The sequence below is a fragment of the Escherichia sp. E4742 genome, assembly GCF_005843885.1.
Lineage (GTDB): Bacteria > Pseudomonadota > Gammaproteobacteria > Enterobacterales > Enterobacteriaceae > Escherichia.
In genome coordinates, this window is the sequence record NZ_CP040443.1 from 2,720,275 (window position 1) to 2,736,138 (window position 15,864).

The 15,864-nt window shown below is 49.1% G+C and carries 13 protein-coding genes, 1 tRNA gene and 1 pseudogene; 7 read left to right on the forward strand and 8 right to left on the reverse strand.

All coding sequences use genetic code 11. The features are described 5' to 3' along the window. Positions 1 to 7: 7 nt before the first annotated feature. Complete coding sequence (locus tag FEM44_RS13285) at positions 8 to 1,075, forward strand: SAVED domain-containing protein (protein ID WP_138159056.1); 1,068 nt, start codon at positions 8 to 10, stop codon at positions 1,073 to 1,075. 318 nt (positions 1,076 to 1,393) lie between these two features. On the opposite strand, the pseudogene FEM44_RS13290 reads toward FEM44_RS13285, so the two are convergent. Beyond that, positions 1,394 to 1,645 (reverse strand): annotated as a pseudogene (locus tag FEM44_RS13290) (IS3 family transposase); the annotation flags it as partial. Positions 1,646 to 1,917: 272 nt separating this feature from the next. Between FEM44_RS13290 and FEM44_RS25565 the strand changes: the two are divergent. The 4 genes from FEM44_RS25565 (at position 1,918) to FEM44_RS13315 (ending at position 7,224) form a co-directional block, all read left to right on the forward strand. Beyond that, a complete protein-coding gene (locus FEM44_RS25565; RefSeq protein WP_240726902.1) occupies positions 1,918 to 2,466 on the forward strand; it encodes a hypothetical protein in 549 nt (182 codons plus the stop codon). Positions 2,467 to 2,961: 495 nt separating this feature from the next. Beyond that, positions 2,962 to 4,476, forward strand: coding sequence for a UvrD-helicase domain-containing protein (locus FEM44_RS13305; protein ID WP_135523631.1), 1,515 nt, complete (start codon positions 2,962 to 2,964; stop codon positions 4,474 to 4,476). Then, positions 4,469 to 6,124 (forward strand): TraI domain-containing protein, encoded by a 1,656-nt coding sequence (locus FEM44_RS13310; RefSeq protein ID WP_135523632.1) that lies wholly within the window; start codon positions 4,469 to 4,471, stop codon positions 6,122 to 6,124. The genes FEM44_RS13305 and FEM44_RS13310 overlap by 8 nt, the downstream gene beginning before the upstream one ends. Before the next feature lie 41 nt (positions 6,125 to 6,165). After that, the gene (locus tag FEM44_RS13315) at positions 6,166 to 7,224 is read left to right on the forward strand and encodes a tyrosine-type recombinase/integrase (protein WP_135523633.1); all 1,059 of its coding nucleotides are present in this window, start codon (positions 6,166 to 6,168) and stop codon (positions 7,222 to 7,224) included. Positions 7,225 to 7,429: 205 nt separating this feature from the next. Here the strand turns inward: FEM44_RS13315 and FEM44_RS13320 are convergent. The 6 genes from FEM44_RS13320 to aspA form a co-directional block, all read right to left on the reverse strand. Further along, a tRNA-Phe gene (locus FEM44_RS13320) sits at positions 7,430 to 7,505 on the reverse strand. A gap of 106 nt (positions 7,506 to 7,611) precedes the next feature. Then, positions 7,612 to 8,187, reverse strand: coding sequence for a transcriptional regulator (locus tag FEM44_RS13325; RefSeq protein WP_024240009.1), 576 nt, complete (start codon positions 8,185 to 8,187; stop codon positions 7,612 to 7,614). A gap of 36 nt (positions 8,188 to 8,223) precedes the next feature. After that, positions 8,224 to 9,921, reverse strand: a complete 1,698-nt coding sequence (gene dsbD, locus FEM44_RS13330; RefSeq protein WP_135523634.1) for a protein-disulfide reductase DsbD — start codon at positions 9,919 to 9,921, stop codon at positions 8,224 to 8,226. Then, positions 9,897 to 10,235: a divalent cation tolerance protein CutA gene (gene cutA / locus FEM44_RS13335; RefSeq protein WP_021560173.1), complete on the reverse strand. Its 339-nt coding sequence runs from the start codon at positions 10,233 to 10,235 to the stop codon at positions 9,897 to 9,899. The genes dsbD and cutA overlap by 25 nt, the downstream gene beginning before the upstream one ends. A 115-nt stretch (positions 10,236 to 10,350) precedes the next feature. Continuing rightward, entirely contained in the window at positions 10,351 to 11,652 is a 1,302-nt protein-coding gene (gene dcuA, locus FEM44_RS13340) for an anaerobic C4-dicarboxylate transporter DcuA (RefSeq protein ID WP_131161348.1), read from the reverse strand. Positions 11,653 to 11,769: 117 nt separating this feature from the next. Next, positions 11,770 to 13,206, reverse strand: coding sequence for an aspartate ammonia-lyase (gene aspA / locus FEM44_RS13345; protein WP_130205949.1), 1,437 nt, complete (start codon positions 13,204 to 13,206; stop codon positions 11,770 to 11,772). A 336-nt stretch (positions 13,207 to 13,542) separates the two neighbouring features. On the opposite strand from aspA, the gene FEM44_RS13350 reads away from it, so the two are divergent. After that, positions 13,543 to 14,019, forward strand: a complete 477-nt coding sequence (locus tag FEM44_RS13350) for an FxsA family protein (RefSeq protein ID WP_135385148.1) — start codon at positions 13,543 to 13,545, stop codon at positions 14,017 to 14,019. A gap of 15 nt (positions 14,020 to 14,034) precedes the next feature. Here FEM44_RS13350 and yjeH read toward each other — a convergent pair whose 3' ends face one another. After that, a complete protein-coding gene (yjeH, locus tag FEM44_RS13355) occupies positions 14,035 to 15,291 on the reverse strand; it encodes an L-methionine/branched-chain amino acid transporter (protein ID WP_135523635.1) in 1,257 nt (418 codons plus the stop codon). A 275-nt stretch (positions 15,292 to 15,566) separates the two neighbouring features. Here yjeH and FEM44_RS13360 point away from each other — a divergent pair, with 275 nt between their 5' ends. Next, entirely contained in the window at positions 15,567 to 15,860 is a 294-nt protein-coding gene (locus FEM44_RS13360; protein ID WP_001026276.1) for a co-chaperone GroES, read from the forward strand. The last annotated feature ends 4 nt before the right edge of the window (positions 15,861 to 15,864 follow it).

Genomic DNA, 15,864 nt, shown 5'->3' on the forward strand with positions numbered 1-15,864 from the left:
GGTCATCATGGATAAAGCAACTTTAATTTACCTTATTAAGCTTCTCTTTAAGCCAAAAGATCAACTCTCCAGACTTTCACTTGGGTTGATGAGTTTAGGTATGGCAGGATTAGTTGGTGGTTGGGGATTTAACATTATTTTTTCAGATGTTTTTCTTGAAAAATATAGTGATGTTATTGATAGGGTAAGTTTAAATTATCAAAAATACTCAGACATTGCTCAAATAATAAGTTTGTTTTTTCTTGTGGCAGGTTTTGTTTTATGGTGTGTTTGCGTATATTTTGCCCTTCGTGACTTGAATAAACGAGATATTGCATTAATCCGAGCGTATGGGTTTGAAAATACAGATCCCCAAGCTGCAGAGAAAATGTTATCCTTTAGAGAAAAATCAAAAATTTTACATGTGGACTTTAAAGCATTTGATTCAAGAAATAAAAATAACAATTTATCCAATGCAGGTTTTATTCGGCAAGTAATTCAAGAAAGAATACATCACGGCGGTGCGACAACTGCTTATATTGCTGCACTCGGCAGTGTACCGTATCTTTATATGATTGGTAGCTTTATGACTGATGGATACTTGACATTAAAGTTATTTGATTTTGACCGTGATAAAAAAATCTTTCATCCTCTTGATGCTCCTCCAACCAATGCAAATATAGTTAAATTATATAATAATCAGATAATTAATGATAGCAAGTGTGTGCCATCAAATAATGAAGGAGTTATTGGTCTCGCAATTTCATTTACGATGGAGATATTAGAACGAGATCTTCCAACTGAGTTTGTTGGGCATACATTACATGTTCAACTAAATACAGGGTTTCGATTTGATAATCTTCCTGAGGAAGAAGAACAAGAAAAAATCGTGAAAAAACTTAGTTATATTATTGCTGAATTAAAAAAACAGGCAGATGAAGTGCATCTTTTTATTTCGGCACAGGCGTCAGTAATTGTTCGGCTTGGTTCTCTATACCAAGAGGGGCTACATGGTGCAATCAATGTTTGGCACTGGAATTCTATAGCTAACTGTTATGAGTGGTACTTAAAGATCACTAGTAAAGATTTATATTAGCAATGCGAAAAATACTGACAGGCTATAACTTACTATGGATTAATATAGCGTGATGTTTAGCTTATCTGTTCTTGTCTCGAAGCGGATAAGTTAATTGACCTTAAGGTTCGCTGTGAGCAACGTGATTGGTGTTGAGCACCGTCTTGGCAGATCCTGAAACTCCAGCGAGGATAGTGGACACCCAATATGGAGGAGGCTATTGTCAGCACCAATGATATAAGGTAGTTAGGTCAACAATCTTGGCGCTGACACTATCCATAAAATCGTTAACTGCAATGCGTAAAAAAGCCCTAATTATCCCATTGAATTCAAAATAAAAATGATGACTAATTCACCATCTCGTTCTGTCAGCTGGCGTTGAGATGTCAACCTTGGTGAATATCTCCAGTTCACGTTCAGAAGCATTTTGCTGATTTTACTGAGCCAGTTGTTGAACTGTGATTCATACAGGTTGAGTTTACGGCTAGCGACGGCAACATCTATGCGCTCCCCCTGCTTCAGGGCTTCATTGTGGAATTCAGGCGAATGCTGTTTATGGGACTTTTTGCTGGGTGATGCTGTTTTTATCATGTGAGCTACCTCTGACAGAGAGTTTACTCACTTATTCTTGTGCCCACTATTGGTGGGTAAGATCAAATAAAAAATGATGCTGTGAAAGTGACACGAACCGATCTCCTTCACAGAAATACGCATTCGGCTTAGTGTTATTACCCCACAAACCGTTAGTTTTAGTTATTTTTTTATAGTTATGTATGTTGTGTTGACAGGGTTGTTTTTTTATTATTAATTCCACAAAGACATGGTTAAATTATTTTTTTAAGATTAAACTGGAGTTTATTTGAGTGAAGGCTGTATTCAATGTGATGAATGGTTTTGATAAGATTTTTTTACCATTAGAGTTTTCAGGTTTTCATGGGCGGAATGGGTACTGTTATTTAAGAGTTCAGATTAAGCATGGCTTTATTGTTTTCTCATGCGCTCAATTATTGAACTATTATCGTACGTCGGTAACAAATTCAATTGAGCAGGTCAGAGAGGCTGCGGTTAATGCTCTCTTCAGGGAAGGAGTGTTGTCATACACGCAGCAAAAAGAGTTTCTGGATGTATTAAAAACATCACAGCGAGTAAATAAAGAAATTGAATCTCAATCATGGGATTATATAAATGCCAATTCAATATGGTTTGAATACTATAATCATAATGACTCATTATTTCTGAATGATCATTTTCATATTGCCTCTTTTGAGGGAAACAGGAATCCAGTTTGGAAGAAAACTTCACTGAAGGATTTAGAGAGTGCATATCCTGAGTTTGACTTTGTTATTGAGAAACAACATCTTGAAAAATGGATGAACGGAGGGCTTAGTCCTGAAAATGTAAAAAAACAATAAAGGAAAAAGGCTGGAACAACAAAATGTTGGCTGCGCGTTGGGGGTGTACAGACGTCTGGGTGAGTAAAATTATTAATGATGAAAATCGAAAAGTTTAGTGGAATGATGCTATTAATGGGCTTCCTGTTATAAGTGATAATATGGTTTAATTTGTAATCATGTTGCTTCATCCGGCCTCCTGCAAGGCATTATCAGTGAATGGGGCGAACTGGAAACCTATGATGGCTGGACAAACCTGAAAAATAACTGGCTGCACTCCAGCACAACCGTTATCAGTGGTAATGGCGTGAAAAGCACTATTGCGTATTATTTCCCCGGTGGCCAGGAAGGTCTGTTGTCCTGTATCAGTGGTTATTACGCCTGCCGCTAATCAGTCAGGTGGCAGATACGTACTGGACAGAATAATTTCCCGACACCAGTAAAGAGTTAATGATGGTGTGCATGTTCTGCAGTGATGCAGAGTGTGTGCACCATTTTTTCTTTACAGGGGCCTGTATGTCACTGACACCCACCGATGAACAGTCTGCCATTATCCACTGGCAGGGGCAGAAGTTGGTTGTGAATGCCTTTGCCGGCACAGGAAAGACCAGTACACTGGCTCAGTATGCACTGGTAAACCCCGACAGCAGAATGCTGTATCTGGCTTATAACCGCGCTGTACGCGATGAGGCTGAACGTAAATTTCCGTTTAATGTGGAGTGCAAAACTTCCCACCAACTGGCCTGGTCGCGCTTCGGCAGACATTACCAGAATCGCCTGGTTGCCAGCCTGCGTATCACGGATGTGGCCAGAAAGCTGAACACCCGTCACTGGCTGCTGGTTCGTCTGGCACTCAGCAGTCTGAATCAGTTTCTGTGCAGTGCTGACACGGAGCCGGGGCCGCAGCATTTGCCGGATGAGGATGCCCGGGCCGGTACGGATGTTTCAGCCATTCTGCAGGCAGTACAGGTGCTGTGGCATGAAATGAGTCGCCTTGATGGCACATTCCCTGTCACGCATGATACCTACCTGAAGCTGTTCCAGTTGTCATCCCCGGACCTGTCCCGCAGATGGGACACCATTCTGTTTGATGAGGCACAGGACGCCAATCCTGTGACATCTGCACTGGTGCTCAGTCAGTCCTGCAGGGTAATTCTGGTTGGTGACCGTTACCAGCAGATTTACCGCTTTCGTGGTGCAGATAATGCGCTTTCTCATCCTGTTCTGAACGATGCAGACTGTCTGTGGCTGACGCAGAGCTTCCGCTTTGGCCCGTCAGTGGCCCGGATGACGAATCTGCTTTTGCAGCGTGCCGGTGAGACACGACAGGTGACCGGCAGTGGCGGGGAAGATGAAGTATTGATGAGCCGTACCGGCGCGGATAAACCGGAAGGGCACCGGACGGTACTGAGCCGGACGGTGGCAGGGGTGATATGCACGGCGCTGATGGCCAGTCTGAGCGGCAGGAAGGTGTACTGGGTGGGGGGTATAGAAGGCTACCGGACTGAGGCACTGGAGGACCTGTACTGGTTTTCAGCTGATATGCCGGAAAAGATGCAGTCTGATGTACTGCGGCGGGATTACCGCGATTTTAATGAATACTGCCGGATAGCCAAATCCACCCGGGATGTGGAGATGAATCAGGCCATTCGTTTGCTGGATATCTGTTTCCCGTTGCCGGTGAAACTGAAGCTTCTGCGGGAGCACACCGTCACGAGTGAGAAGGATGCGGATATTACCGTGTCAACGGCCCACCGCAGTAAGGGACTGGAATGGCCGGTGGTGATACTGGATGAGGATTTTGCGGATATCAGCGACCCGCTGATGCCGGAAGATGAACGGAGGGACGAAACTAACCTGTTGTACGTTGCGGTCACCCGTGCCCGTAAAACCCTGGTACTGAGCAGTCTGATGAGCCAGCTGGCGGAAGAGGCTGGCAGAGATGAACAAAGCCAGAAAGCAACAGAGACATCACCGTCAGAAAACGGGGAAAACGATGCCGTATACGGGCAGGAGGGTGAAAATGCTTAATCGCCTGAAAAAACTGCTTCCCGGTAACAGCAATACCAGCGGTACTGAGACAACCACCCCGGAAACCGCACGCCAGCCGGAACATCTGCCGGAAGGTTTTTATATACCCCGGACTGCAGAGGAGCTGACGTCCACACCACGCAGGAAACAGTGTCTGAAGCAGTTATGGGAAAACAGCAGTATGCCATCCGACGTGTATCAGCAGTTCTGTCTGGCGCCGGTACAAAAACTCCTGATGGCAGCGCAGAACGTTCCCGCTGCCAGAGACTCCCGGTGGGCAGATGCCAACGGTTTTGGCGACCTGACGCTGCAGTTCACTACCTATGCCGTTCGTCTGGCCAGAGGATATATGTTTCCGCCCGGTGCCACACCGGAAGAGCAGGCCGCACAGTCTGGTGTATGGAATGCCGTGGTGTTCTGGTCGGCACTGTTTTATCACCTGCCACTTCTTGCACACCTGGAGGGGGAACTGGTCAGCGGAAAGTTATGGCAGCCGGGGATGTCATCACCGGATGAAGCATTTCGTTTTCGCTACCGACAGCAACGTCTGCAGGGCACAGAGGCTCAGCAACTGGCAGCGGTGATGGCTGGGCAGTTGTTGCCGGAGGGGGCGACAGCCTGGCTGGCCACTGTGCCGGGGGCATTACAGAATCTGGCGGGAGCGGTCTGGCATCAGCATCCGGAGATGGCATTGATTCGCTCAGTCCTGAAAACGGCGGCAGAAGAGGTGGAGAGTCCGCTTCTCGCGTTATCGGTGACGGAAGCCGTAACAGCACCTTTACTCTCAGAAAACACTGTGCAGTCTGAAGACAATATGCCATCTGATAGCCAGCCAGAAACATCAACAGAGGCCATTGCGCCGGAAATGCTGGCGGCCGTCCCGGAGGTGGGCGAATTTACGCTGCAGCCATCTGTTTCAGGAAGCGGTGAGGCCGAAGCAGTTGTCCCGGATACGTTGCAGTCTGCAACAGACACGGAGGAAAAGGCACCTGAGGAGCAGAGCCTCCATGATGATACCGATATGCTGCTGAGCCTGTTTTCAGCAGTCAGTGATGACACAGATCTCTCGGAGGCTGATGTGGCAGAACCTGTTGAAAATAAAGAGACAGTTTCTGATGAATCAGGTTGTGCAAACAGTGAACAGGCTGGTGCGGAAAGTGATCCTGCGCAAGACACGGGGATTTTTGGCTCTGTTTTATGTATCAGTGAGCCGGCTCAGGAGATAAAAAAATCACCAGAGCACTCACAGGACCGGAACAGTACGGAAAATGTCAGGGCTCCGGGCAGTAGTGGTGAATTTATTGAATGGCTCAGACATGGACTGGATTCGGGAGAGATCCCGGTGAATCAGCCTGATGCCAGAGTTCATCTAATTGCCGGATATGCTTTTCTGCGTGTACCGGATGTGTTTTACCTGTATCTGAAACAGATGGGGAGCAATCATGATCGCCGTTATGTTCAGTCCGTATTTGAGCGTGCGGGGCTTCACCGGGTTCGTTCCGGGGAGCGCTTTATTCAGGCCAGACTGTATGATTCGGCAGAACGAACAGGGCGTTATCAACCTGTCAGCGGTTACCTGGTGAAAAGCCGCAGTCTGTTCAGCGGAAAAGGGCTCCCCGGAGACAGCCCGTTTATCACATTTCCGTGACGGAATGCTGCGGGGAAGGAATGATTTGTTATGGAGCTTTTATGGGATCAAAGAAGGCCGGGAAACTGACCTGGGATGAACTGCTTGATGAGTATTTTTTCTCGAGAAACCTGCGTCCGGATACGGAATGGAGTTACCGCAAGGTTGTCCGGGGATTTGTTGATTTTATGGGCGAGGGGGGATTTCCGGCGGATGTGACCCAGCGTGATATTCAGCGCTGGCGACGTCAGATTCTGAAAACGCAGTCACTTTCAACATACACGTGGAATAACAAGGTGGCGCATCTCCGGGCGATTTTTGGTTTCGGGATCAAAAAAGGGCTGCTGCCTCAGACAGAAAACCCGTTATGTGAGGCATCGGTGGCAAAGGAGGCGAAAAAGAAGAAGACGCTGAACAAAGATCAGATGATCCAGATTTATCTGGTTGTTCAGAAGTTTGCTGAATATGAAACACAGCAGAGGGTACCCTGCGACCGGCGACGTAATGCCCTGTATCCGGCAAGATACTGGCTGACGGTTCTGGATGTGTTGCGTTATACCGGGATGCGCTTTAATCAGCTGCAGCATATCAGGCTGAAGGATGTTTGTCCCGGAGAAGGGGTGATAGAACTGCAACTGGAGGGGAGTAAAACACACCGTGAGTGGTGTGTGCCGATCGTGGCACCACTGAAAGCGCCCCTGGAACTCCTCCTGTCACGGGCCCGACGTCTGGGAGCCGGTCCTGATGATTTTTTGTTTGATGTCTGCCGGTTTACAGACTGCATTGAGCCTGATGATTATGTGTATTGTCCGGCTCGGGCCCATCAGGCGGTCAAGGGATTTTTCAGGCGATTGTCACGGGAGTGTGGTTTTCTGGTTTCTGCCCACCGTTTCAGGCACACGCTGGCGACGATTCTGATGGAGTCACCGGAGCGAAACATGCATCTGGTTAAATCCATGCTGGGGCATCAGAGTATTGCGACGACCATGGAGTATGTGGATGTCAGTGCTGCATCCGCAGCCGGAACGCTGGAGACGGCGCTGGGTCTGTATACCGATACACGAACGGTCAGTGAGGTTTGTAAGGAGAAAGAGAACAGGGAAGAAGAGACGGAAAATTAACACAACTTGACAGGGATATTTCAGGTTGTAAGAATATACAGCAACGAGAACAGGGTGTCTGTTACAGCAGACACCCTGTTTGAGGATACGATTCTGAATTCAACCAGTGTAACCGAACTACGCTGATGGAGATTCCGTAATGACCGAATCCTGTATTAAACGCCCGTTAAGGATCTCATCCCTTAACCAACGTGCTTTGATGCGGTGGTGCCCGGACTCGGAATCGAACCAAGGACACGGGGATTTTCAATCCCCTGCTCTACCGACTGAGCTATCCGGGCAACGGGGCGCATTAAACCGTAATCTGCACATCTCGTCAACCTAATTTCAGTAAAAGCGATTCAACTGCTTAAGATTGCGGCAAATCGCTTCTTTTCTGTGTTTCTGTCAGGTCAGTGCGCCACCCTGGCGGCAGCGGGCGAAGCGCAGGATATCTTCCGCCAGCCGATGTGCGGTGTCGACATCCGCCTGGCTACGATTTACCAGCATTCGGCTCAGGCACCCTTCCAGCACCAGTTCCATCTGCTTTGCTACCATCGCCGGATCGTCCACTTCCAGCGTGGTTAACAGTTCGTGGGTAAAGTCGTAGGCCGCGCTTTTTTGCTGATCGGCCAATTGATGAATAGGGTGACCAGGATCGGGATAAAACGTACAGGCAGCGATAAACAGACAGCCTGGATAGCGGTTGTTTTTAACGCACTCCGATAGCGCCTGATAACGCGCCAGCAGTTTTTGCTCGGCGGATTGCGTCTCGTCCAGCATCAGCTGACGACGCCAGACATCTATCTGTTGGCTAAGATAGCGCAGGGCATCGTAGAGGATCGCCTCTTTGTCTGGCCAGAAGCGGCGCAGCTCGTCCAGTGGATAATCCACACGTTCAGCAACCATCTCCAGCGTGGTGTTGGCAATCCCTTGTAATTCTAATAATTTCAGGGCTTCTCCCAGTACATCTTCACGTTGCACGCTATTTTCCTCCGTCTTTCCCACTGCAAGTGTCGTTCACGGTTGGCGATCGCGCAAATGTGCGCTGAAGGTTTCAGCATCCATAAAGCCCGTGACGCGCGCTTGTGGATGCTCCTGGCCTTGTCCGTCAAAAAAGAGAATTGTCGGTAGGCCAAGGACATTTAGATGCTTTAACAGCGCCACATCCTGGGCGTCGTTGGCAGTGACGTTGGCCTGAAGTAAGACCGTGTCAGCCAGTGCTTTTTGCACCTGTGGGTCGCTGAAGGTGTATTTCTCGAACTCTTTACAGGCAACACACCAGTCGGCGTAGAGATCTAACATCACCGGTTTGCCTTTGGCTTCAGCAAGTGCCTGATTTAACTCATCTACCGTTTTGATTTGTGTAAAGTTGAGATGCGCCTGAGTTTGCGAGGTATGCGTCGCGCCAAATGCCCAATCCTGGAGTGGGCGCACGCTAACCAACGCCGCTGCCAGCAGGATTATTTGCACAATACGCATCCAGCCGCGTTTGGCCTGTAAGCTGGTGATAAAGGCCCAGCCAAAGAACGCGACACCCAGCGCCGACCACAAGCGTAATCCCCATATATCACCAATCACTCGCTCCAGCAGGAAGACCGGTAGTGCGAGGATCACAAAACCAAATGCGGTTTTGACCTGTTCCATCCACGGGCCGCTTTTCGGCAGCAGGCGGTTACCAAAGACGGTAATTAGAATCAGCGGCAGGCCCATGCCCAGCGCATAGAGATAAAGCGTGCCGCCGCCCAGCCACATGTTTCCGCTTTGGGCGATATACAGCAGAATCGCGCTAAGCGGTGCGGTGGTGCATGGTGAACAGATCAGCCCGGCAATCGCCCCCATAACAAACACACCGCCGGGCGAGCCACCTTGTTGGCGATTGCTCATTAGCGTGAGGCGCGTTTGCAGCGAAGAGGGGAGTTGCAGGGTAAACAAGCCAAACATCGACATTGCCAGCAAGGTAAAGACGATAGCGAGGCCGATAAGCACGTAAGGATGCTGTAGCGCTGCCTGGAACTGTAACCCTGCGGCGGCAACCACCAGACCCAGCGCCGTGTAGGTCAGTGCCATCCCCTGCACATAAATAAAAGTCAGCAACAATGCTCTGGCGGTGGATAGCCGCTGTTTACCGCCCAGCACGATACCGGAAATGAGTGGGTACATTGGCAGCACGCATGGCGTGAAGGCGATACCGATACCAATCAACAACGCCCAGAGCGCGGAAAAGGGCAATTGCGCGACGGGCTGCTCTTGCTGCGGAACTGATGCAGACGGTGGCGTCGCGTTGTTAGTAACCACTTCGCTTAACGGAACGGTTTTGGTTTCTGGCGGATAACAAAAACCGGCGTCAGCACAGCCCTGGTAGGTAACAGTCAATGTCGCACCAGCACTTGCCTGGTTGATGGTCACAGGAAGCGTCAGCCGCTCGCGGTAAATCTCGCTTTTGCCGTAAAACTCATCTTCATGCCAGACGCCTGGCGGTAACTGCACGTCGGCAATTTTCGCTTGTTCCGGCGTAATGCGGATCTGTTTACGGTAAAGATAGTAACCGTCTTTGATCTGCCAGCTCAGATTAAGCTCATGTTGGTTTTGCTGAAAATCAAAAGCAAAGGCTTGATCCGCGGAGACAAATTGTGAGCGTCCCGGCGCGTCGAATAATCCGGCAAAAACGGAAGTGCTGCAAAGTAGCAGGATCAGCGTAAAGATGCGTTGAGCCATGAGAGGTAATCTGTGTCTCCGTGTGTAACAGGTAAAACCAGAAGCTCCGGGGTTTGATACGGATGATGAGACTTCAGGCATTCCAGCAGTGCCTGCTGGTGAGATACGGTGGTTTTTAAAATCATCTGCACTTCGTATTCCTGTTCCAGTTTACCTTCCCAGTAATAGAGAGAGGTAGCGCCAGGAATCAAGGTCGCGCAGGCCGCCAGTTTTTCTGCCAGCACTTTGGCGGCTAAATCCTGGGCTGTCGCTTCATCCGGTGCGGTACACAGCACTACGACAGACGCGGTATTCGAACTTTTATCATCAAGCATAAACACCTCGCAAGAACAGATGGAACCGCAAGAGAGAGGTCACTATACAACGGACGAGGAAAGGATGTTAGTCGGCGGGAAAGAAAGCGGGGCGTGAACGCCCCGCGATTTGTCATTACAGCATGAAGCTACCCAGCACGAAGCCGAAGCAAACGGCCAGGGCAACACCCAGAGTACCTGGGATGAAGAACGGATGGTTGAAGACGAATTTACCGATACGAGTGGTACCCGTGTCATCCATCTGTACCGCAGCAACCAGCGTCGGGTAGGTCGGCAGAATGAACAGACCAGATACGGCTGCGAAAGAAGCTACAGCGGTCAGTGGAGAAACGTTCAGCGCCAGAGCCATCGGCATCAGTGCTTTTGCAGTTGCAGCCTGAGAGTACAGCAGAGCAGAAGCAAAGAAGAAGATAACAGCCAGCAGCCACGGATGGCCCTGAATGACTTCACCAGCGGTATCTTTGATCCAGTCGATGTTGTTGGAAACGAAAGTGTCGCCCAGCCATGCAACACCCAGGATACAAATACAGGCGCTCATACCTGCTTTGAAGGTGCTGGAGTTGAGGATGTTGTCGGTGTCCACTTTGCAAAGAACAGTGGTCAGGGTTGCAACGCTCAACATGATAATCAGGATAGCGTTAGTGGTGTTCATCAGCGGTTTTTCAACCAGGCCCATGCTCGGGCTGTTGATAATCGCATAGATAACCACGCCAACTACGCCCAGCAGGAACAGCCAGACGGATGCTTTCGCGCCTTGTTTGATTTCAATCTGCTTCTCACCGCGCAGTTCAACCAGACCTTCTTCCAGACGCTTGCGATAAATCGGATCGTCAGACAGTTTGGAGTTGAAAAGCATGGTTACCAGGAAGGACATCACCAGAACTGCCAGCAGGGTAGACGGGATGACCACAGAGAGCAGATGCAGGTAGCTGATGCCATGACCTTCCATCACGGAAGACATGTAAACCACCGCCGCAGAGATTGGTGATGCGGTGATCGCAATCTGCGCGGATACCACTGCAGTAGACAGCGGACGGCAAGGTTTAACGCCTTGTTCCTTCGCAACTTCAGCGATAACTGGCAGTGTTGCCAGAGAGATGTTGCCGGTACCAGCAAAGATGGTCAGGAAATAGGTCACGATCGGTGCAAGGATCGTGATGTATTTCGGGTTACGGCGCAGCAGCTTTTCTGTCTGGTGAACCAGATAGTCCAGACCGCCAGCAACCTGCATAGCAGAAATAGCAGCGATAACCGCCATGATAATGGAAATTACATCGAATGGGATGTTACCAGGCTTGACGCCGATAGCGGCAAGAACCAGCACCCCCAATCCACCTGCAAAACCAATACCAATTCCCCCTAATCTGGCGCCCAAGAAGATCGCCAGCAAAACGATGATGAGTTCTACAACTAGCATATTAGCCTTCCTTGTTTTTTAACAAGTTGATATCAGGTTGTTGTTTTTAAGTTACTACTCACAAGAAAAAAGGCACGTCGTCTGACGTGCCTCTTTTATTTGTACTACCCTGTACGATTACTGTTCGCTTTCATCAGTATAGCGTTTTGCTTTGTAAGCCGGATGCATCAGGTTCTGTACGGAGAAAATATCGTCTAGTTCTGCTTCAGTCAACAGACCGCGCTCCAGAACGACTTCACGTACGCTCTTGCCAGTTTCGGCACAGATTTTACCCACGATGTCACCGTTGTGGTGGCCGATGAATGGGTTCAGGTAAGTGACGATACCGATAGAGTTGTAAACGTAACCTTCGCACACTTCTTTGTTAGCAGTGATGCCGTTAACACATTTTTCCAGCAGGTTGTAGCAAGCGTTGGTCAGAATGTGAACGGATTCAAACATGGCCTGGCCAATGACCGGCTCCATAACGTTCAGCTGCAGCTGACCCGCTTCTGCTGCCATGGTAACAGTGATGTCGTTACCGATGACTTTGAAGCAAACCTGGTTAACCACTTCCGGAACAACTGGGTTTACTTTAGCTGGCATGATGGAAGAGCCTGCCTGCAGTTCCGGCAGGTTGATCTCGTTCAGGCCGGCACGTGGGCCAGAAGAGAGCAAGCGCAGGTCGTTACAGATTTTGGACATCTTCACAGCCATGCGTTTCAGTGCGCCATGAACCATAACGTAAGCGCCGCAGTCAGAGGTCGCTTCGATCAGGTCTTCAGCAGGTACGCATGGGAAGCCAGTGACTTCAGCCAGTTTTTTCACTGCCAGCGGAGAATACTCTTTCGGCGTGTTCAGGCCAGTACCGATTGCAGTTGCGCCGAGGTTAACTTCCAGCAGCAGCTCAGCGGTACGTTCGATGTTTTTCACTTCTTCTTTCAGCAGGATGCTGAAAGCGCGGAATTCCTGACCGAGGGTCATCGGTACTGCGTCCTGCAGCTGGGTACGACCCATTTTCAGGATGTCCTGGAATTCGACAGCTTTACGTTCAAAGCCTTCACGCAGTTGGTTAATAGCATCTACCAGTTTAATCAGAGAAGAGTAAACCGCGATGCGGAAACCGGTCGGGTAGGCGTCGTTAGTGGACTGACATTTGTTAACGTGGTCGTTCGGGTTCAGGTACTGATATTCACCTTTCTGGTGACCCATCAGTTCCAGACCGATATTGGCCAGCACTTCGTTGGTGTTCATGTTTACGGAAGTACCTGCGCCGCCCTGGTAGACGTCTACCGGGAACTGATCCATGCATTTTCCGTTGTTCAGGACTTCATCACATGCGGCAATGATTGCATTCGCTACACTTTTAGGAATGGTTTGCAGCTCTTTGTTTGCCATAGCTGCGGCTTTTTTAACCATTACCATACCGCGAACAAATTCAGGAATATCGCTGATTTTGTTGTTGCTGATATAGAAGTTTTCAATCGCTCTCAGAGTGTGAACACCATAGTAGGCATCAGCTGGAACTTCCCTGGTACCCAACAGATCTTCTTCGATACGAATGTTGTTTGACATGTGAACCTTCTTTTTCAAGCTGCCAATGATTTGCTGTAAACACACAGAATATATGTGGTTTCGAATGTTTTTCGACCGACGATTATCCCCTGCATCGGCCGAATACCAGGGATCATATGCTGCTTGAGGATTTCTACCGTAATCTGGATCACTTTAAGTGTCGGTTTTTACCCCTTAATTATTAATTTGTGAAATAGATCACCGCTTTGGGATTACTACCAAAAATAGTTGCGCAAACATCTTGAAATTTTGCTAATGACCACAATATAAGCTGAACGCGATTCGCAACCCATTCAGGCGACCAGATTTAACTGGTTGCTATTACAGGAGAAACCTTTGCGCTGGTTACCTTTAATTGCCGTTTTCCTTTATGTCTATATTGAGATTTCAATCTTTATTCAGGTTGCTCATGTGCTGGGGGTATTGCTGACCCTCGTGCTGGTTATATTCACCTCAGTTATTGGTATGTCACTGGTACGTAATCAGGGCTTTAAGAATTTTGTGCTGATGCAACAAAAAATGGCGGCGGGAGAAAACCCAGCGGCGGAAATGATTAAAAGTGTTTCGTTGATCATTGCCGGTTTGCTGCTTTTATTACCGGGCTTTTTCACTGATTTCCTCGGTCTTCTTCTTTTATTACCGCCAGTGCAAAAGCATCTGACAGTGAAGCTGATGCCGCATTTGCGCTTTTCCCGTATGCCGGGCGGCGGATTTAGCGCCGGGACCGGTGGCGGTAATACTTTTGATGGTGAGTATCAACGAAAGGATGATGACCGCGACCGCCTTGATCATAAAGACGATCGCCAGGATTAATGACGAAACGCCGGATTATGTGGTTATGCCATTTTCCGGCGTTTTTCGTTTTGGCAGAAATAGCCATAACCCCACTAGCATGATCAGTGCATATAAACTTTTCCAGCCGACCATCGCCAGTAACAGAACACATAACAGCCCGCCAATTACCGCCAGTAGTCGATAACGTCCTTGCAATAATTTACAGCCTGCCAGCATGCATAACAGATAGATCATAATAAAGATGCCGTTGGCATAGATGATAAGTGCGTCCAGATTGATCTCTAACATATGGATCGCCAACGTGCTCACCACGCAACAGCCGAGCACGGCATTAAGGGCATTAGTCGGGATATGACGAGAAGAGAGGCGTGCCAGGTAGTGGTCAGGATTGTGTTGCGCCTGCGACCAGACTAATCGGGCGAAGCTCTGTATATAAATGTTGAGACTGGCAAAGCAGGCCAGATAGCCAATCACGCAGGCAATCCACAACGCTCCTACACCGAACAGCTGCACCACAATTTTTGGAAGCGATGCTGCCGCCGCCATTTTTTCACCATAGGCGTCGAAGCGTAATACCACCACCGTACAGCCCCAATAGACTAATCCTGCCAGCAACAGACCAATCATCAGAGCGCGGGGAAAATCACGCTCTGGATTTTTAAATTCCGAGGCGAGATGGGCAAATGCCTCCAGACCGACAAAGCACCAGAACATCACCGATAACGCAGCAAACAACCCGGAAAGTTCGATATTACCAGGTGCCGGGAAGGGGATATTCGCAGGTTTAATATCGCCCGCCCACCAGATAGCGACAATAAGCGCGACGATAAGCCCGGCAATAACCGTTTGTAGATTAGCACTGGAACTGGCACCGCGAGTGCCGATGTACCACACCAGCGCCAGCGTACCAAGTTCTGCCAACAACAGTTGCCAACTATGCCAACCAAACATTGCCTGGCCAAAGCCGGCGGCAATTTGTAGTGCAGCGGGCAGGCCTACGGGAATGACCGATAAAAATAGCCAGCCAGTGACTCGCTCAAGCCGCGAGCCAAACGCCATACCAACGAAGTGCGCGACGCCGCCCGCACTGGGATAGTGGCGTCCCAGCAGCGCAAAGACGATTGCAATCGGGAACACTAAAATAATCAAAACGGGCCAGGCCCACAGGCTGGTATTGCCCGCTAGCAGGGCTGCTAATGCGGGAACGGCAAACACGCCCGTGCCTAATAATGAGGTTGATAACAGGCCGATCCCCTGGGCTAATCCCAGTTCTTGTTTGAGTCCACTCATGGGTTAATGTCCAATTGTGCCCAAAATTTGGGCAACTGCGCAGGTTTTCGATGGTAGCACAATCAGATTCGCGTATGGCGGCGATGGAGAAATTGCGATGAAATGTGATGTGAATCAGGATTTTTACCCGATTTTGTACTGATCAGAATTTTTTTTCATTTGCCCCCTTGAAGGGGGAGAAGCCCATCCCCATTTCACTGGTCACCAGCCGGGAAACCACGTAAGGTCCGGCGTCACCCATAACAGATACGGACTTTCTCAAAGGAGAGTTATCAATGAATATTCGTCCATTGCATGATCGCGTGATCGTCAAGCGTAAAGAAGTTGAAACTAAATCTGCTGGCGGCATCGTTCTGACCGGCTCTGCAGCGGCTAAATCTACCCGTGGCGAAGTGCTGGCTGTTGGCAATGGCCGCATCCTTGAAAATGGTGAAGTGAAGCCGCTGGACGTGAAAGTTGGCGACATCGTAATTTTCAATGATGGCTACGGTGTGAAGTCTGAGAAGATCGACAATGAAGAAGTGTTGATCATGTCCGAAAGCGACATTCTGGCAATTGTTGAAGCGTAATCCG

Coding starts and splice junctions, on each gene's coding strand:
- FEM44_RS13285 (WP_138159056.1), top strand. CDS start 8: ATGGATAAAGCAACTTTAATTTACCTTATTAAGCTTCTCTTTAAGCCA.
- FEM44_RS13305 (WP_135523631.1), top strand. CDS start 2,962: ATGTCACTGACACCCACCGATGAACAGTCTGCCATTATCCACTGGCAG.
- FEM44_RS13310 (WP_135523632.1), top strand. CDS start 4,469: ATGCTTAATCGCCTGAAAAAACTGCTTCCCGGTAACAGCAATACCAGC.
- FEM44_RS13315 (WP_135523633.1), top strand. CDS start 6,166: ATGGGATCAAAGAAGGCCGGGAAACTGACCTGGGATGAACTGCTTGAT.
- dsbD (WP_135523634.1), bottom strand. CDS start 9,921: ATGGCTCAACGCATCTTTACGCTGATCCTGCTACTTTGCAGCACTTCC.
- cutA (WP_021560173.1), bottom strand. CDS start 10,235: ATGCTTGATGATAAAAGTTCGAATACCGCGTCTGTCGTAGTGCTGTGT.
- dcuA (WP_131161348.1), bottom strand. CDS start 11,652: ATGCTAGTTGTAGAACTCATCATCGTTTTGCTGGCGATCTTCTTGGGC.
- aspA (WP_130205949.1), bottom strand. CDS start 13,206: ATGTCAAACAACATTCGTATCGAAGAAGATCTGTTGGGTACCAGGGAA.
- yjeH (WP_135523635.1), bottom strand. CDS start 15,291: ATGAGTGGACTCAAACAAGAACTGGGATTAGCCCAGGGGATCGGCCTG.
- FEM44_RS13360 (WP_001026276.1), top strand. CDS start 15,567: ATGAATATTCGTCCATTGCATGATCGCGTGATCGTCAAGCGTAAAGAA.